The organism is Sinorhizobium terangae, assembly GCF_029714365.1.
GTDB lineage: Bacteria > Pseudomonadota > Alphaproteobacteria > Rhizobiales > Rhizobiaceae > Sinorhizobium > Sinorhizobium terangae.
This window is the reverse complement of sequence record NZ_CP121660.1, coordinates 83,612-100,417: the sequence shown is the minus strand read 5'-3', so window position 1 is coordinate 100,417 and position 16,806 is coordinate 83,612. Positions and strand designations below refer to the sequence as shown.

Sequence of the window (16,806 nt, the reverse complement as noted above, 5' to 3'; positions counted from 1 at the left end):
CCGGAAAGTTTGGGGGACTTCATTCATCGTCAAGCACCGGTTCCGACGCAGGAGGACAGTGTCATGCCCAAGATCTCGACGCTGACGGTGGTCGGTGCTGCGGCACTCGGAGCCGTAGTCTATAGCTTGGAGGCCAATTCGGACCCCTTGCCGCCCGATCTCACCTACCGGCCGCTCGCCACACTGCCGTTTTCGCAGGTGAAGGAGATCGATGAGGCGCAGAAGTCAGCCGTGATGCAGAGGCAGCTCGACACGCTGAACCGGCGTTACGATCTCTCGAACCGTCCCGAGGAAGGCGCAATGATGTCGGGAGGCACCCGGCCCGTCCAGTCTGGCGTCAGAGTGAAGTTGCCCGACGGGGTGAGCTGGGATTCTCTTGCGTCGATGACGCCCCAGGAAATCCGCGAGAAGAGATTGCTGCCGGAGGGCTTCATGCCTCTACCGCATGTGAAGCAGGCAACCGGCGGTCAGGTCTTTCCGAACCGGCAGATCGAAGAGATCAACAGACAGGAGGCGCGCGACCTCCGCCGCTTCGACGTTGATTTCGATCTTCCCGATCATATGACACCGGAGTTCCCGCCGCCTATCTTCCTGACCACGCATCCCGAGCTCGGTGACGTTTCGCGGGGTCAGTTGCTGACGATCAAGAACCACTACGAGCTCTTGAACGGGATCATCACCCCTGTGCAGATGGAGGGGCTGAGATTGCTGCTCACACCTTTCCCGCAAGAGGAATTCAACCAGACCGAAGATCGGAAGGTGGCAGGGCAAAGTCTTGGAGTCGCCTGCCTTGATTGCCATGCCAATTTCAGCACCAACGGTGCGTTCCACTTGACGCCGGACATCCGGCCGCAGGCTTCCCGCTTCCGCCTGGACACGACAAGTCTGCGCGGCATGTTCAACCAGCAAATTCACGGTTCAAAACGGTCGCTGCGGTCGGTGGAGGATTTCACTGAGTTCGAGCAGCGCACCGCGTATTTCAATGGCGATCACGTCAGCGCAACGCGCAAGGGGGCCAACTTACCTGATAGGACCAACCAAGTTGCGATGATGGCGCAGATGCAAAACATTATTAATTTTCCGCCGGCTCCCAAGCTGGACATGTTCGGACGCCTCGATCGGGCACGTGCCACCGATCGGGAACTCGAAGGTGAAAAGGTCTTTCTCGGGAAGGGTAGATGCGCGGATTGCCACATCCCGCAGACGTCATTCATGGACAACAACATGCATGACCTCAAACTGGAGCGCTTCTACGACGTTGGCCGGACCATCAACGATTTCGTCGCCATACCGGACGGACCGATCAAGACCTTCACGCTTCGCGGTATCAAAGACACGCCGCCATATCTGCACGACGGTCGCCTTATGACGTTGGCGGACACGGTGGAGTTCTTCAACCTCGTGCTTGGCGTGAAGCTGAGCCAGCAGGAAAAAGACGCACTGGTGGCCTATTTGCTGACGCTCTAGCCGAGCCGAGGAGGAGATGATGTCCCGCTTTGCAGGTTGTTACCTTGCTACCGCCCTTCTCGCCGTGCCCGCCGCCGCCCAGATCGGCAACCCGGCGGGGCTGGATGCCGATACGCGGATGGCTAAGCCCGGCGTTCCGGCGCTCCACCAGACGAACAACCAGGATCGCTTGTTCGCCCGGCTGGCGGCAGCAGGCGGAATGGCAGAGGTCGAGCTCGGGAAACTGGCGGCCGGCAAGACCGAGACCGAAGCTGTCAAGGAGTTCGCAAACCGCATGGTCACCGATCATGGCACCGCGAACGACCGGCTCAAGCAGCTCGCGGAAGCGTCGAAGATGCCCCTGCCCGAGAAGCTGGACGCCGAGCACGCCGCGATCAGGAAAAGACTGCAGTCGCTCAATGGCAAGGCGTTCGACCTCGCCTATATCAAGGCCCAGATCGTCGACCACCAAAAGGCGTCGCACCTCCTGCAGTGGGAGATATCCTCCGGCGAGGACGCTGAGCTGCAGAGATACGCCGCAGAGATCCTGCCTCGCGTCTTGCTGCATCTTGAAATGGCCCGGAACATACATGACGAGCTTGCCGGTGTCGTGACCCAGTAGTTGTTACTCCACGCTGGTCGGTACGTCAGCCCGCTCATAGGTCACTGTGGCGTCGGAAAGTCGGCCGCACGAGTGCGGGTGACGCCTTTAAAGCCGAAGCGAGCCACGCCGCATGCCAAGGCCCCTCCCCTTGACCAGAGATTCTCGTCCGCTCGCCTCGACGTTGCACTTCCGGCGAAATCGTTCCGCCTAGTGCCAGACCGAGCGCCATCGCAATAAACGTCGCCCGATCGACCGCTTCGAAATGGCCGTCTCCCATCCAGGGGTCAACCGCTTTGGCACGAAGCCATAGTCAATCAAGGCCGCGGTTGCGGCGATTAGCGCGGCTTTCGGGTCACAATCGATGGAGCCCTCGAATGGCCGGCCGCCAGCCATACTTGAAACGGTACAGCCCAGAAAATGGCGGACACGTGATGCGTGCAGTAGCCGAACAGCGTGTGCCTCGCGTCTGCGGACCTGACACTCCCGGCAGCGTCGCCATACATCCAGTGACTGGTCGCATTCGTCGGCTGGAAGATGCTCTTCCCTTCCGATCTTGCAAGCAATGCCAGCGCGACGGTTGTCACTATACTGGTCACCGTGCCGGTTACGACCGCCGCCAGTGCCGTTTCCTGCCAGCTTGGACGCTGCCGCAGCAGCAGCAGCGTCGCCCGGCTGACGCCGTGTTTGCCGCCCGGACCGGCACGGGAGGTCCGCAGTTTATCGCGCATTCTTTCATCTCCGTAAGGCTCACCCAATCTTTGAGCGGCCGTGAAGTTCCCCCGGTCCGCCGCGTCCGGACCTTGCGTCAGGGCGCACAGTGAACATCCGCGACGAGATCTGATTGTTTTGGAACGTGCTCGGTGGGAGTGCAATCAATCATCACTGGGGTTGGCTCAGCGGTCCAGCGGGCAGCCGTGCACGGCGGTGAACCCCGAAATGGTGCTGATTGGAGGGGATCGCACCTGCGTGGGACAGGCTCGTCTTGTTCTGTCGGAGCTCCCGGCGGCCTACCCCCGGTGCTGATGCGGTTTGTCGGTATGCCGGCCGCCGTACTGTTCGTCCAGTTCGTGAATCAGAGCCTCTCCCTTCTCTTCGTCGACTAGCCTGAGAAGCTCGTCTACTTTCGCCTCCACCCGATCGGAGCCCTCCTTGGATTGCGGAGAGCCGACGAACAGCAAGAAAGCCAAACCACCGACCTGCCAGAGCAACTGCAGGAATTCCGACTGCCAATTTTCGAGCGTATCGCGCGACATCTCTATGAGGTAACCGCTGGTATCTGCCGGCTGACCAAGGGCGGTCTGCTCGTCGACATAAGCAAACCAGCCGAATATCCAGTGGCCGACGATGGTCAGAATAAAGAAGGCTAGCGTAATCCACGCGTAACTGTACGACCGCCAGATCGAGTGCGATTTTGGCTCGCTCATCGATAAGGTTCCCTTTCCGCTCTCAAACGTCGTCTTCGGCCTGGAGCCGCAAGAATATGACTGTGAACCGGTGAAACCGTAATAGATCGAACGTTGCCGGAACGGCTTTGTTCCTTCGGTGGCGCTCGTGGCCGGAAACCCGTGAGCGGACGCGGCCTGCTCCGCCGGATCGTCCTCGCCGTCGAGGATGGCGTTTCCACAGCAAAGCCGCCGCGCATCGTCAGCGGTCGAGGTGAACGGTCACTCCAGTCATGCCGCCGCGCGTGATGATAGTGTTCCGGCCGGGCTCAATGTGAACTGTAAGGTTGTAGCTGTCCCACTTCACGTCGGAAACACAATCCTGCCAAGAGCCCTTTCGCGGCGGAACATTGCGGCGGCGCAGCGATTGGGGGGAGGTTCCGGAGCCAACAGAATGCCCGCTTCTCCGCATCGGCAATCTTGGCCCGGTGTTGTTCATCGCTTGAACTTAGGTTTGTTCATGAAGATCGCCCAGATTGCGCCGCTGTTCGAAAGCGTCCCGCCGAAGCTCTACGGCGGAGCCGAGCGGGTCGTCCACCATTTGACGGAAGAGCTCGTTCGACAAGGGCACGAGGTCACACTGTTCGCGAGCGGCGACTCGATGACATCGGCGAAGCTCATATCTTGCTCGAGAACGGCGTTGAGGTTGAACCCTGCCATCCAGGATCCGATCCCCTATCACGTGATGATGATTGAACAGGTGCGCCGGCTAGCGAAGAGTTTCAATATCCTGCACTTTCACATTGACCTACTGCACTTCCCGGTCGTTCGCAGCTTCGCCCACAAGACGCTGACAACGCTGCATGGGCGGCTCGATCTCCCCGACCTCAAGCCGTTCTACGACGTCTTCCCCGATGTCCCGCTGGTTTCGATCTCGGACGACCAGCGAAAACCTATGCCGCCGGTCAACTGGGTCGGCACGGTGCACCACGGACTGCCACCGGACGTCCTGCCGTTCAACAGTCATCCGAAGGGCAATTATCTCGCCTTTCTTGGCCGCGTCTCACCCGAAAAGCGGCCCGACCGCGCGATCGAAATCGCTGATCGGGTCAATCTGCCGCTCAGGATCGCCGCCAAGATCGACAAGGTAGACGAGCACTATTGGCGCAGTGAAGTCGAACCGCTGGTGCAACGGTCTGCGAATGCCGAATTCATCGGAGAGATTAACGAGCAGCAGAAGGCTGAATTTCTCGGAAATGCGCGCGCTCTTCTCTTCCCGATCGACTGGCCGGAACCCTTCGGCCTGGTGATGATCGAAGCTATGGCCTGCGGCACGCCGGTGATCGCCTTCCGCTGCGGCTCCGTGCCGGAAATCATCGATGACGGCGTTTCAGGCTTCGTCATCGACAGCATGGAGGAAGCGGTGAAGGCGGTCCAAAGCCTCGACCGCATCGATCGCCGCGCTGTTCGGGCGACCTTCGAGGAGCGCTTCACTGCGCAGCGCATGGCAAGCGACTATCTTGAAATCTATCGCGGCCTGGCGGGCGGACGTCAAAAGGTCATGTCGATTCCCGCTATCAGCGACAGCGGGTTTGGCAGTGATTTGACCGAGGTCGTCTGATGTAACGGAGACCGAACCTATGGCAGCCGATATCTATGGGGGACCGGCGGAAGCCGGTCCAGGCGAAATAATTGCCGACAATCTCGTGCCTGCAGCAGTCTCGCGGTACGAGCGGAGCTCGAGATCTTTAAAGCATGGCGACACCTTCGCCGTGTTCGACTATCTCGGTGATGCGTTCTCCTCTCCGGCCAACCCAGAGGGAATCTTTCACCGCGACACACGCCATCTCTCGCAATTCTTACTGTCGTTGAACGGCGCTCGGCCACTGTTGCTGAGTTCTACCTTGCGGGACGATAACGCCACGCTCGACTGTGATCTCACCAATCCGCGTCTGGTGCTTGGTGACGGCGAGGTGTTGATGCACGACCTCATTCATGCGCGGCGCACCCGCTTTCTGTGGCAGGAGGCATGTTACGAGCGCCTCATGCTTCGCAATTACGATGACGTGCCGAGGACGCTCAAGGTCGAGATAGTGTTCGCCGCCGATTTCGCCGACCTCTTCGAAGTGCGCGGCACGCCGCGCCAGCGCCGCGGCATGCATCATAGTCCGCTGGTCGGCAACGATCGGGTCTTGTTGGCCTATGACGGCCTCGACGGTCGGACCCGCAGCACGCTCCTCCGTTTCGACCCGCAGCCGAATGCCCTCTCCGGACGCGAGGCGAGCTTCGTCGTCGAACTGGCGCCTCACCAGGCGCAATCAATCTTCATCGAGATCATCTGCAATGCCCGCCAGGAGCACCGGAACTCTCCGGCCCTCACCTTTTTTCTCGCGCTTCGCGATGCAAGGCGGGCGCTACGCTATTCGTCCTCGCGCGCCACCGCTATCGTCACCTCCAATGCGGCCTTCAACGAAGCCATCAGGCGCAGCGTCGCCGATCTCTACATGTTGATCACGGAGACACCCGAAGGTCCTTACCCTTACGCTGGCATCCCTTGGTTCAGCACGGCCTTCGGCCGCGATGCTCTCATCACCGCGCTGGAGACGCTGTGGCTGGATCCCGAAATCGCCAAAGGCGTGCTCAACCATCTCGCGGCCAATCAGGCAACCCAGTTCGATCCTACCGCCGATGCGGAGCCGGGGAAGATCCTACATGAGATGCGCTATGGCGAAATGGCGGAGCTGGGCGAGGTGCCCTTCCGGCGCTATTACGGCAGCATCGATTCGACACCGCTCTTCATCATGCTCGCCGGCGCCTACCTCGATCGCACCGACGATCTGCAGACGGCCCGGAAGCTCTGGCCACACGTGGTGGCGGCACTCGACTGGATTGAACGTTACGGCGATCGCGACTCGGACGGCTTCGTCGAGTACGGAAGCCGGAGCGCGAAGGGCTTGGTCAATCAAGGCTGGAAAGACAGCCACGATTCGATCTTTCATTCCGACGGGAGATTGGCCGAGGGGCCGATCGCGCTTGCCGAGGTACAAGCTTATGTCTTCGGCGCCTGGCAGGCGGCCGCTCGCCTGTCGCGGAAGCTCGGCCATGTCGACGATGGGTTGCGGTTTGAACGACGAGCGGAAGATATCCGCACCCGCTTCGACGATGCTTTCTTTGACGAGCAACTTGCAACCTATGTGCTGGCCCTCGACGGCGAGAAGAAGCCCTGCCGCGTCCGCTCCTCCAACGCCGGACATGCACTTTTCACCGGTATCGCGCTGCCGGAACGCGCCGACAAAGTCGTCTCGACACTGATGGCGCAATCTTCCTTCTGCGGCTGGGGTGTGCGCACGATTGCCACCTCGGAGGCGCGCTACAATCCGATGAGCTACCACAACGGCTCCGTCTGGCCCCACGACAACGCGCTGATTGCGTCGGGTTTCGTGCGTTATGGCTTCCGTGCCGAAGCGGCCAGCCTCTTCGAGGGGCTGTTTTCGGCATCGACCTACATCGACCTCAGACGTCTGCCCGAACTCTTCTGCGGCTTCCCACGCCGGCGTGCCCGTGGTCCGACGTTCTATCCGGTTTCCTGCATACCTCAGGCCTGGGCGGCAGCGGCGCCGCTTTATCTGCTTCAGTCAATGATCGGCCTCGGCTTCGATCCCGCTAAGGGGCATGTCACGTTGAACGAGCCGACGCTGCCGCGCTTTCTCGACGAGGTCGTGCTGCGACGCCTGCGGACCGGTTCAGGACTCGTCGACATCGCGCTGCGCCGCTCCAGATCCCAGGTCGTCGTCGACGTTCTTGAACGGTCGGGACGAGTGAGAGTAGCGACCACACACTAGGCGTACAGCGCCTCCTCGCATGTTCAACAAGGTTGCTGCCTCCCCGGATACGCCGACTGCAGGTCGAAGAGCGGCTCCTGCGGCGGCGCCGCACGGTGGCCCCTCTCGTGCGGGTCGCGGCCGCTCATCCTCGCGAGGTACGGCGCCCTATAGGCGGGCTTCGTTCGATTTCGGACATGGAGCGTTCATCATCGATACCGAGCGTGTTCACGTCTTCGCCGACGGTCCGTTAAAACCTGCCGCACCGCGCCGCTGAGGCGAAAACACCCGGTATATCCGGCTCGATGGACATGGAGGAGGCGCGTGCAGCGCTCCGGCTATGTCGAGGTTCGCGACAATAACGCGACCTGGCGATCTCGCGCGCTTGGCGGGATGCTGGCCTCAACGATGTCATCGACATGATCACCATTCGCATGGACTTCGCCAGCTTCGAAGATTTCTGGACGCCTAGGGAAGGCAAAGACGGGTTTCGCCGAATATGTCGGCACACTCTGGAAGGAAGAAAGGCGCGAGCTTCGATGCACTCAGGTTGGCTTACCTACACGGCGAATGCGACGGCGCGCGCTCGCGCGCTTTATGGCATTCGCCCCTACGGCTTTCGGCGTTCTTTCCGGTACGCTGAAAGCCTGTCTGGCGGCGACCCTTCATCGCGCAAATTCCAGTGTTCCAGTCGATATATTATGCGATTTTCTCAGCCCAGAACGTGAACGTCATCCCAACAAGGGCGCACAGGGCTCGTGAAGAACGGCTCGCTTCGACCCAGAGCGGACGCTTGGGCACCAGCAAGAGTTGCCACCACGACGCCCACCGGCTAGCGGCCGTGAGCCGAGCTTATCAAGCATGCGATTGGCGGCGCTCGACACCCTTTGCCGCCAAAGTGTCATCGACCTCATCCGCCATCAGAAACTCCGACAGTCGCTTGGCAGCTTCTGCGTCCCTTGGATCGGCGCTGATGCCAATGGCGAAGTCGATGTACCTTTGCAGTTCCGCGGGAAATCGGCCGCCGAGCATGACATCAGGTGCGGCGGCGAGAATCGAAGTCACGGGAACGACCCCCAATTCGGCTTCCCCGCGGGCTACAGCCAGCGCTGTCTGCCCTCCCGTTCTGCCCACCAGCTTGGGCTTCACCTCGTCCGCTATCCCCAGGCGCTCCAGCAACCCGGAGAAGTAGCCGCCGCTGGTTCCGTCAGCGGCATAGGCGATTGATCTGGCGCTCTTCAATGCGTGTTCGAACGCTTCCACGGACGCTATGTCGAGCGGTGGACTGCCTGCCTTGGCTGCCACGCCCATTGCTATCCGGCCAACGCAACCTGACTCCCCACCTTCACCTTTCCCAAGGCGGTCAGATGCTGAACCAATGTGGATTGATGATGACGACGTCAAAAGGCTCACCGGCCTCAATCTGCTTCTTTACTGTCGGATTGGGTTCGAACTTGGCCGCAACAGTATATCCTGTCGCTGTTTCGAACGGAGATATGAGAGCAAGGACGGCGGGCCGGACAGCAACAGCGCCAAAAAGTCGGATTTCCTGATCCATGGCCTAACCTGAAATCGGTCAAAATGACTTCGCCTATCATATCCCGTGCAGCGACATGCTGTGAATGCGGAAGCTGGTTCGCAGATCGGCGGAAGTCAGGTTCGTGAGTCTGTTGCGCACGGGCGCGGCCGTCAATCTGCCGACCAACGCTTCGACTGTCTTGCCCGTCACCTCATCCTGAACGGCGAAGATGTCCTCCAAGCCACTGTCGAACCGTTCGGCCCAAAGGTGGTCCCCTCCAATCGCATCGATCAACCGGGCGTTTATACGCACACGCACCGCCGCCCGCGGAGCGCCGCGGTGACCAGGCACAGGGGTGCCGTTCACACGTCGGACGAACGCCCGGTCAGGGCCGCTTGCCAAAAACACGCCTATTCGCGATCCGGAAAACGAAATCGGCGAAACGAGCCAAAGCTTCTCCGATACGCCTCCCACTCGGCATCGGCAGCGGTCTTGCCGATATCCCGCAGAAGATGCTCGCTCTGTCGGTGCCATAGGACAACCGGATTGAGGGCAGCAATCCATAGATCATGCAGGCGCGTCCACCACCAGGGCCTCTCGGCTCCCTCGCGCATCTCCTCTTCGCCTTTACGGATGAAACTCATTGCACTACCCTCCAACCTCGACGTGCGTCGTCGTCCGCAACGATCCTCCGTCCCCGTCAAAAGGGTGTGAGGCCGCGTGTGATGGATTCGTAAAAAGATGGCTTTAGCGAATTCGATGAGACGCCCCTTCCTCACCCTGCTGGGCGGTTTCGACTGCGCGGGGCTTGTTGCGGGGTCTCCAGCCTCCACGCGCAAGGCGCGTGCCTTGATGGCCTATCTGGCGCTCCAGGCCGGACACTCCCAATCACGCGAGAAACTTGCCGCCTTGCTATGGGGCGGGGCGAGCGAAGAGCAAGCCCGCACGAACCTGCGGCAAACATTGTCAGTGCTGCGGCGAACGCTGGAGGCGACAGGACGGGAATGGCTCGTGATCAAGGGGGACCGGGTGACACTCGCCCTTCGCGATGCCGATCTTGACGTCTGGCAGTTTGAGGCCCTGGCCGCCGGCACCGCGACGGACGAGCTCGAACAGGCGATCGCCCTCTATCGCGGAGAACTGCTCGAAGGCTTCAATCTTGCGGAAGAGCCGTTCGAAGACTGGCTTCGCACCGAACGGGAAAGGTTGCGGCTGCTCGCCATTGCCGTTCTGGAGAAACTCATCAGCCGCCGCATCGCGGAAAACGAGTCGGGTGCCTACGTCCCCGCGGCAACACGCCTGCTCAGCCTGGAGCCGCTGCGGGAGGACATACACCGCACGCTGATGCGCGCCTACGCGACGAAGGGGCAGTTCAATCTCGCCCTCGCACAATATCAGCGCTGCGCAGATACGCTGCGCAAGCAGCTCGGCGTCCGGCCCGAGCCAGAAACACAGGCCCTCTACCAGGATCTGCGGGCGCGGCGCACGGCCCCGGTTGCCGGGCGGCCGCCAGAAGAAGGGGCGCTGTTCGAAGGCCGCCCCCAGACCCTCTACGTGAAATCGGACGGGGTCAGCATCGCCTACCAGGTGACAGGGGACGGCCCCTTCGACCTCGTCTATGTGCAAGGCTGGGTTTCTAATCTGGACTACGCCTGGGAGTCGCCGAGACTGTCGCGCGTTCTGCACCATCTCGGTTCCTTCTGCCGCCTGATCCGCATCGACAAACGCGGCACGGGCCTTTCCGATCGTGGCACCGGCTTTCCAACACTTGAACAGCGCATGCAGGATGTTCGCGCCGTCCTCGATGCCGTCGGATCGCAGAAGACGGTCCTGTTCGGCAGCTCGGAAGGCGGCCTCATGTGCATGTTGTTCGCCGCAAGTTATCCTGAACGCACGAGCGCCCTTATCTTGCACGGCGCCTATGCGCGAGGACTATGGTCATCCGACTATCCCTGGGGGCGCACCCGGAAGGAACTCGAAGAGGACCTGCTCGCCATCGAACGGGAGTGGGGCCGCCCTGCGGACTTCAGCCGGGCGGCCCCGAGCCTCGTCGACAATATGGTGGAACGCGAATGGTTTGCGGCTTACCTGCGAAATTCGGCATCCCCCGCCGATGCGGTCTCCTTGTGGCGCTGGAGCGTCGAGATCGATGCGCGCGAGATCCTTCCGGCGATTCGCGTTCCAACCCTGATCACCCAGCGAACCGGCGACCGTTGGGTTAAGCCAGAAGAAGGGCGTTATCTAGCAAGCCGCATTGCCGGCGCGACCTATGTGGAGCTGCCCGGTGATGACCATATCATCTGGGGCGCCGATGCCGATCGGCTGATGGACGAAATCCGGCGGTTCCTGGCCTCTGCCCAGCCTGGTCCGAGCGAAAGCACCTTGCTGACGGTCTTGCATCTGAACATTCAAGCCCACTACCCGTCCGAGAACAGCTCATCTTCCGGACGGATGAAAGATTGGCAGGACGACGCCTTTCGGCAGCTTCGTGCCGCCGATGGTGAGGCGATCGACCTCCAGGATTTCGGGCTTGTCGCTGGGTTCCGGCAGCCCAGCCAGGCGATCGCCTGTGCATTCGATCTTCGGGGCCGCCTCAATCATATCGGCCTGAATGTGCGAGCAGCCGTCCACATCGGCGAGTGCGAGAGGCACCATGGCCGCTACGCTGGCCCGGTTTTGCGGCTTGCCGCCGAACTTGCAGGCTGCGCGGGACCGGGCGATATCATTGCCTCCCGCACCGTGCGGGATCTCGTCATCGGTGCCAACCTCGCCTTTGATCCGCGCGGTCAGCTCGACCTGCCCGGGATCCCCGGCCCATGGCCGTATTTTTCCGTTGGACCGCACTCCTGAACGATGAATTCGGACCAAGCTCGCATACGTCAAAGCGCAGCCGCGACGTTCCCGACGATACATATGCGATCTTCGAAGCACAGAACGGGAACATCGCTCGTCAACGAACCTAGAGTCTGTCAGACCTACGTTGAAACGTATCCTGCATGCCTGAAATAGGCGGCGCATTCGTGCGGGCTGAACGCCTTGAGAACTTCGCCGACGCGCCGCCATGTCGCCTCGACGCTACGCTCGTCGGCCTTGCGCAGCAGGGTCTTGAGTTTGGCGAACATCATCTCGATCGGATTGAGGTCGGGGCTGTAGGGCGGCAGGAAGAACAGATGGGCGCCGGCGTCGCGGATGGCGCTGCGCGCCGGCTTGCCCTTGTGGCTGCCGAGATTGTCGAGGATGACGATATCCCCGGGGTTGAGGGTTGGCGCCAGGCATTGCTCGACCCAGGCGGTGAAGGCAATGCCGTTGATCGGGCCGTCGAGCACGAAGGGTGCGACGATGCGGTCGTGACGCAGCCCGGCGAGGAAGGTCAGCGTCTTCCAATGGCCATGCGGTATTCTGGCGATCAGCGGCTGGCCGCGCTGACACCAGCCGCGGCTGCGCGTCATGTTGGTTTTGACCCAGGTTTCGTCAACGAACACCAGGCGGCGCGGATCAAGTCGATGTTGATGGGTCTTCCAGCGGCTTCGGAAGCGCGCCACCTTCGGCCTGTCCTGCTCGCTGGCGATCAGCGTTTTTTTTAAATGTCTTGCCTTCGCGGCGCAGGAACCGCCAAACGGTGTCATGCGAGACATCGATCCCGGCCGCCTTCAGATCGGCGGCAAGCGCCCGCACCGTCCAATCGGTTTTGGCCGCCAGTCGGCGGTGAACCTCATCGGCCGCCGCGCCCCGCAGCATGGGTTTGACATGGCCCCCCATCTTGGCCGGCGCCAAACCGCGGCCGGACCGGTCGAGCTGGCCGATCCGCACCGCCGTCGCCGCCGATATCCCAAAGCGCAAGGCGGCCGCCCGCACGGTCATGCCTCCGGCCAAAGCGGCGGCGACGCGCTGGCGTAAATCAAAAGAAAGAGGTCGCGCCATCATTGCTGGCCTCCTCACCAGCAATGATCTTGAATCACAATCCCAACAAAAAGGGAATCCTGTTTCGATTCAGCTTAACGCTGACCGACTCTAAAATTCGTGCATGAGCGTCTGTCGGATCAACGGCCGCCCTCGACCCGGCTGTCATTGGCGTCCGGGGCAATAAATGCTCGATTGAGCCCCTTGCGGACGTAGCCGACGAGGACCCGGAATGGCTCGTTTGAGCCCGGTCCAGTCGTTCCCGCCACGCTTTACGAACGTCGGCTGTGCGCCCGATATCGTTGAAAAACTCGCAGTTTGGGCATCCGCGACGCTCTGCACGCGGTTTTTCAAAGGGTCGGCAAGGTGTCTCCCGTTCTGATGCGGTGGGACGGCTCCAGGCAACCGGCCATTATGCGGCCATGGCGGAGGATGGGAGGCGTGAAGGCCTAAGCTTTGCCAGCCTTCTGAGGTTTTGTGCCGTTGCTGCGAGCAGGAATTCATCGCGTGCACCACATGGACCGCGCAGTCTCAACCTGGCCATCCGCAGGATGCGCTTGAGGTGAGCGAAGAGCATCTCGACCTTCTTGCGACGATGCCGTGAACGCTCGTAATCGGGCGTGCTGGCAATGGCTCTGGCGACGTCACGGGCATCCTCATTGAGATCACGCGGGACTTTGCGAGCAACTGCATTCGGGCAGCAGCGCTGCTTCAGGTCGCACACATCACAGTCCTTCTTGCTGGCCCGATAAAGCCGGGTGCCTTCACTGGTGATGCCCGATCGGGGCGTCGCGTAGGTGCGGCGGAACTGAACCAGTTCCTTGCCCGCCGGGCAGATGTAGCGATCTCCCTCGCCATCCCAATTGAAGTCGGCACGCGAGAAAGTCCCGTCTGTCCGGTTGGACTTGTCGAACACAGGAATGTGCGGAGCGATCTCCTTTTCCTTCACAAGCCAGGCCAGATTGTCAGCGGAGCCGTAGGCACTGTCGGCGACCAGATAGCCCGGCTTCAGACCAAAGCGGTTCTCTGTTCTGTCGATCATGGTGCGTGAAGCGCCAACTTCAGCCTGTCGAATGGCACGGGTCGCTTCCACGTCAAGAATGACGCCATGGTCGGTGTCGATCAGATAGTTGGTGGCGTAGGCGAAGAAGGCATGGCCTTTATGGGCACCCGTCCACTGGGCTGCCGGGTCTGACGGGGAAACAAACTTCGGCGTTACCGGCGAAGCCGCACCAAAAGCAGCGTCATCAAGCACCGCCAAATATTCCTGAACGGAGCGGCCTGCATTCTCCTTCGCCTCTTGCGCGCTCCATTCTGCGCCCGATACCGAGCGCTGTTTGTTGGCATCCGCGGCGATCAAGCTGGCGTCGACGGCAAAGCCTTCAGCACCGACAAGTCCCTGCACCAGGCAGCGCTCAACCACCGTCTCGAACAGATGCCGAAGGATATCGCTTTGCCGGAAACGTCCATGGCGGTTCTTCGAGAAGCTCGAATGATCCGGCACCTTGCCGTCCAGTCCAAGCCGGCAAAACAAACGATAGGCGAGATTGAGATGAACCTCCTCGCACAGCCGGCGCTCCGACCGGATGCCCATGCTGTAGCCAATGATCAGCATGCGCATCATCAGTTCCGGATCGATCGACGGGCGGCCCGTGCTGCTGTAGTAGGGCTTCAACTGCGCGCGAACGCCATCGAGGTGCAGGTGGCTGTCGATCCGGCGTAGGAGATGGTCGGCAGGCACGTGCTCTTCGAGACTGAAATCGTAAAAGAGCTGCGCCGGAGCCGCCTGAAATCCCATCATTCGCCTGATCCCCTGCCAAATCACTCAGACGATTGAATCACGCGTCCCAAGTGCCTGCAATGACGAGTTTTTCAACAGTATCGGCGCATCGCAGCCGCCGCAGCCATGTGGCCGAGCGACCGCTCACCATCTGTGGACGCCCCCTAAGACGCAAGCGGTTTTTCGGCGGTTGGCACGTTGTCGGATGCTGCCATCTGTCCGGCCTCTTCATGCAGCGCAAAGGCTGCGGGCCCGCATGGGAGTGCGCGGACCGGAACCATATCACCCTGAGCGTGCTCGCTGGCACGGTGGTGAGCCCTGGTTCTTCCGGCCCCGTCTCGCCGACTGCTGTGCCATACCCTCCTTCGACCGACCACGTCTCCGACGGCCCCTGGCCGGCCCGGCTTACGCCGTGACCGCGGCCGGAGCTCGGTAACTCTCCTGCTTCATGAGCAGCGCCCATACGATCCGTGCCATCTTGTTGGCGAGCGCGACCGCCATCAGCATCCGCGGTTTGCGCGCCAACATCTGTTCCAGCCATGAGCCCTTCGGTGCGCCGCGCCTTGCTGCCTGCTTTATCACCGCCATGCTGCCGATGATGAGCAGATGCCTGAGCGTGCGCTCGCCCATTTTTGAGATCGCGCCGAGCTTCTGCTTGCCGCCCGTCGACTTCTGCAGCGGGGCAAGCCCGAGCCAGGCGGCGAAGTCGCGCCCCTTTGCGAAGGTCTCGGCCGGCGGAGCGAGCGCGGCGATTGCGGTTGCGGTGATCGGCCCGACGCCCGGAACCGTCATCAACCGCCGCGACACCGCATCCTCGCGGGCGCGCCGCGCGATCTCGCGGTCAAGGTCGGTGATCCTGCCGTCCAGTTCGGCCAGGAGGTCCAGCATCACCCTGAACATCGCAAGGGCTGCCGGCGGCAACGAGGAGGCCATCTCCTCCTCTTCGAGCAGGGGCAAGCATCGCCACATAGGACGGTCCCTTGGGCGCGACCCAGCCATATTCCGTCAGGTGGCCGCGGATCATAAGACCGCCGACCACGATGAGAGCGCCTCCGGGCCAGCCAGGCAGTTCCGCCAGCCATTCAAGGAACCGTCTTCGCGCGTGTAGGAGTGCGTCGCTGGGTGTCTTCGGTTGGCCCAGCAGGCGCTCAGCCAAGGGCATTCGGGATAGCCAGAACAGGCCGAAGATGGAAATGATCGCGCCGAAAACATCCATCCTGTTTGCTCTTTAAGCCCTCTCCGCCGAGCGCTGTTCAGCCGCTTCGCGCTCACAATCAACGCCATCGTCAAAGGCAGCATCGTCGTGGCGCTCGTGCAGGGGACGCTTGGTGCCCTGATCCTTTGGATGCTTGGTATCAGAGCCCCGTGCTTGGGGCACGGTGATGGTCATTTTCGCACTTCTGCCGGTGGTGGGGACCAGTCTTGTGTGGGGACCGATTGCGATCTACCTGCTGGCCTCAGGGGCGGCATGGCAGGGCGTCGTGCTGCTCGTCTACGGAATGCTGGTGATCGGGCTCGTGGACAATCTGCTGCGGCCGACCCTCATCGACAAGGAGACCAGGATCCCCGACTACCTGGTGCTGATCTCGACGCTTGGAGGTATCGCCACGTTCGGTCCGAACGGCTTTGTCGTCGGCCCGGTGATCGCCGCGCTGTTCCTGGCGGCGTGGTCGGTATTTCCGGGCGAACAATCGACCGCGGACAAAAGCAACAGACAAAAGTGAAAACCCGCGCTCTTCGTAGGCGGGCCGTTCCGTTGTGAGCTGCGCCGGCCCCTCAACGCACCACGCCGGCGATGCCGAGTAGGATCAGCGGAGAATGCCGCGCAAGCAGTTGTTCCGGCAATTGCAGAATTCGATCTTCCTGCATCGGGCCAATAACTCGGCCTCGATAGCAGGAACCATCCAGCAGATCGCTGGTTGGAAAAGGTGCTATGCGATGCCGGTTCGCGCGCTGCCTCTATTATTGAGCCGGTTGATTGCAATGCCAGCCATCCATTGGCGAGCGTTGCTCACTTTAGGGGATAGCGCTATGTCAGGAGGCAATGTCATGGGCGCATGCATCGGCGACGGATCTCATCTTATCTTGCCGGGTGAATTCGAGATGCTCAGGGATGCCCTGGAGATTTCCGTCCAAGAACGAAACCTGCCGATTGAGAGTGAAGAAGCAAAGGAACTCGCTGCACGACTGGTCGAACTCTATCACAACGGCGTCAGGGATCTGGCCGGCCTGCGCGCCATGGCCAAGCTCTTTTAGCCCAATAACTACAATCGGCGACAGCCGACCGCAATTCGAGGATGGAGACAATCCTCTCGTTCAGCCTCTGTTATTAGCGTACCGACGAAATGCGGTAG

13 protein-coding genes and 3 pseudogenes are annotated in these 16,806 nt (G+C 61.3%); 7 read left to right on the top strand and 9 right to left on the bottom strand.

Features of this window, described 5'->3' with window-relative positions:
- Positions 1-63: 63 nt before the first annotated feature.
- Positions 64-1,467: a cytochrome B6 gene (locus tag QA637_RS19170; protein ID WP_153441345.1), complete on the top strand. Its 1,404-nt coding sequence runs from the start codon at positions 64-66 to the stop codon at positions 1,465-1,467.
- A gap of 19 nt (positions 1,468-1,486) precedes the next feature.
- The gene (locus QA637_RS19165) at positions 1,487-2,068 is read left to right on the top strand and encodes a DUF4142 domain-containing protein (protein ID WP_153441344.1); all 582 of its coding nucleotides are present in this window, start codon (positions 1,487-1,489) and stop codon (positions 2,066-2,068) included.
- A 317-nt stretch (positions 2,069-2,385) separates the two neighbouring features.
- Here the strand turns inward: QA637_RS19165 and QA637_RS19160 are convergent, their stop codons facing one another.
- Positions 2,386-2,778 (bottom strand): hypothetical protein, encoded by a 393-nt coding sequence (locus QA637_RS19160; RefSeq protein WP_283066269.1) that lies wholly within the window; start codon positions 2,776-2,778, stop codon positions 2,386-2,388.
- 279 nt (positions 2,779-3,057) lie between these two features.
- Positions 3,058-3,474 (bottom strand): DUF6766 family protein, encoded by a 417-nt coding sequence (locus QA637_RS19155; RefSeq protein WP_153441343.1) that lies wholly within the window; start codon positions 3,472-3,474, stop codon positions 3,058-3,060.
- A 478-nt stretch (positions 3,475-3,952) separates the two neighbouring features.
- Here QA637_RS19155 and QA637_RS19150 point away from each other — a divergent pair, with 478 nt between their 5' ends.
- Positions 3,953-5,053 carry a glycosyltransferase family 4 protein gene (locus QA637_RS19150; protein WP_153441342.1) on the top strand — a complete coding sequence of 367 codons (1,101 nt, stop codon included), beginning with the start codon at positions 3,953-3,955 and terminating at the stop codon, positions 5,051-5,053.
- A 19-nt stretch (positions 5,054-5,072) separates the two neighbouring features.
- The gene (locus QA637_RS19145; protein WP_283066266.1) at positions 5,073-7,274 is read left to right on the top strand and encodes an amylo-alpha-1,6-glucosidase; all 2,202 of its coding nucleotides are present in this window, start codon (positions 5,073-5,075) and stop codon (positions 7,272-7,274) included.
- 834 nt (positions 7,275-8,108) lie between these two features.
- On the opposite strand, the pseudogene QA637_RS19140 reads toward QA637_RS19145, so the two are convergent.
- From QA637_RS19140 to QA637_RS19130, 3 genes and pseudogenes are all read right to left on the bottom strand, one after another.
- Positions 8,109-8,811, bottom strand: a pseudogene (locus QA637_RS19140) (molybdate ABC transporter substrate-binding protein).
- An 81-nt stretch (positions 8,812-8,892) separates the two neighbouring features.
- Positions 8,893-9,105: pseudogene (locus QA637_RS19135) on the bottom strand (hypothetical protein); the annotation flags it as partial.
- A 77-nt stretch (positions 9,106-9,182) separates the two neighbouring features.
- Complete coding sequence (locus QA637_RS19130; protein ID WP_283066264.1) at positions 9,183-9,416, bottom strand: hypothetical protein; 234 nt, start codon at positions 9,414-9,416, stop codon at positions 9,183-9,185.
- A gap of 115 nt (positions 9,417-9,531) precedes the next feature.
- On the opposite strand from QA637_RS19130, the gene QA637_RS19125 reads away from it, so the two are divergent.
- A complete protein-coding gene (locus QA637_RS19125; RefSeq protein WP_283066262.1) occupies positions 9,532-11,622 on the top strand; it encodes a bifunctional AfsR/SARP family transcriptional regulator/alpha/beta hydrolase in 2,091 nt (696 codons plus the stop codon).
- A 125-nt stretch (positions 11,623-11,747) separates the two neighbouring features.
- Here the strand turns inward: QA637_RS19125 and QA637_RS19120 are convergent.
- From QA637_RS19120 to QA637_RS30895, 4 genes and pseudogenes are all read right to left on the bottom strand, one after another.
- A protein-coding gene (locus tag QA637_RS19120) for an IS630 family transposase (RefSeq protein WP_283064986.1) occupies positions 11,748-12,693 on the bottom strand; the annotation gives its coding sequence in 2 pieces (ribosomal slippage) (positions 11,748-12,353 and positions 12,355-12,693; 945 coding nt in all).
- 391 nt (positions 12,694-13,084) lie between these two features.
- Positions 13,085-14,473 carry a transposase gene (locus tag QA637_RS19115; protein WP_283066260.1) on the bottom strand — a complete coding sequence of 463 codons (1,389 nt, stop codon included), beginning with the start codon at positions 14,471-14,473 and terminating at the stop codon, positions 13,085-13,087.
- Positions 14,474-14,857: 384 nt separating this feature from the next.
- Positions 14,858-15,473 (bottom strand): annotated as a pseudogene (locus QA637_RS19110) (IS110 family RNA-guided transposase); the annotation flags it as partial.
- A gap of 207 nt (positions 15,474-15,680) precedes the next feature.
- Positions 15,681-15,842 carry a hypothetical protein gene (locus QA637_RS30895; protein ID WP_346283777.1) on the bottom strand — a complete coding sequence of 54 codons (162 nt, stop codon included), beginning with the start codon at positions 15,840-15,842 and terminating at the stop codon, positions 15,681-15,683.
- On the opposite strand from QA637_RS30895, the gene QA637_RS19105 reads away from it, so the two are divergent.
- Positions 15,835-16,176, top strand: coding sequence for an AI-2E family transporter (locus QA637_RS19105; RefSeq protein WP_346283776.1), 342 nt, complete (start codon positions 15,835-15,837; stop codon positions 16,174-16,176). The genes QA637_RS30895 and QA637_RS19105 overlap by 8 nt on opposite strands.
- A gap of 94 nt (positions 16,177-16,270) precedes the next feature.
- Positions 16,271-16,708 carry a hypothetical protein gene (locus QA637_RS19100; RefSeq protein WP_283066258.1) on the top strand — a complete coding sequence of 146 codons (438 nt, stop codon included), beginning with the start codon at positions 16,271-16,273 and terminating at the stop codon, positions 16,706-16,708.
- The last annotated feature ends 98 nt before the right edge of the window (positions 16,709-16,806 follow it).

What these genes read in the sequence shown, in the direction of transcription:
- QA637_RS19170 (WP_153441345.1), top strand. Translation starts at nt 64, where the DNA reads ATGCCCAAGATCTCGACGCTGACGGTGGTCGGTGCTGCGGCACTCGGA.
- QA637_RS19115 (WP_283066260.1), bottom strand. Translation starts at nt 14,473, where the DNA reads ATGATGGGATTTCAGGCGGCTCCGGCGCAGCTCTTTTACGATTTCAGT.
- QA637_RS19150 (WP_153441342.1), top strand. Translation starts at nt 3,953, where the DNA reads ATGAAGATCGCCCAGATTGCGCCGCTGTTCGAAAGCGTCCCGCCGAAG.
- QA637_RS19165 (WP_153441344.1), top strand. Translation starts at nt 1,487, where the DNA reads ATGTCCCGCTTTGCAGGTTGTTACCTTGCTACCGCCCTTCTCGCCGTG.
- QA637_RS19130 (WP_283066264.1), bottom strand. Translation starts at nt 9,416, where the DNA reads ATGAGTTTCATCCGTAAAGGCGAAGAGGAGATGCGCGAGGGAGCCGAG.
- QA637_RS19155 (WP_153441343.1), bottom strand. Translation starts at nt 3,474, where the DNA reads ATGAGCGAGCCAAAATCGCACTCGATCTGGCGGTCGTACAGTTACGCG.
- QA637_RS30895 (WP_346283777.1), bottom strand. Translation starts at nt 15,842, where the DNA reads ATGACCATCACCGTGCCCCAAGCACGGGGCTCTGATACCAAGCATCCA.
- QA637_RS19145 (WP_283066266.1), top strand. Translation starts at nt 5,073, where the DNA reads ATGGCAGCCGATATCTATGGGGGACCGGCGGAAGCCGGTCCAGGCGAA.
- QA637_RS19160 (WP_283066269.1), bottom strand. Translation starts at nt 2,778, where the DNA reads ATGCGCGATAAACTGCGGACCTCCCGTGCCGGTCCGGGCGGCAAACAC.
- QA637_RS19125 (WP_283066262.1), top strand. Translation starts at nt 9,532, where the DNA reads ATGAGACGCCCCTTCCTCACCCTGCTGGGCGGTTTCGACTGCGCGGGG.
- QA637_RS19105 (WP_346283776.1), top strand. Translation starts at nt 15,835, where the DNA reads ATGGTCATTTTCGCACTTCTGCCGGTGGTGGGGACCAGTCTTGTGTGG.
- QA637_RS19100 (WP_283066258.1), top strand. Translation starts at nt 16,271, where the DNA reads ATGCCGCGCAAGCAGTTGTTCCGGCAATTGCAGAATTCGATCTTCCTG.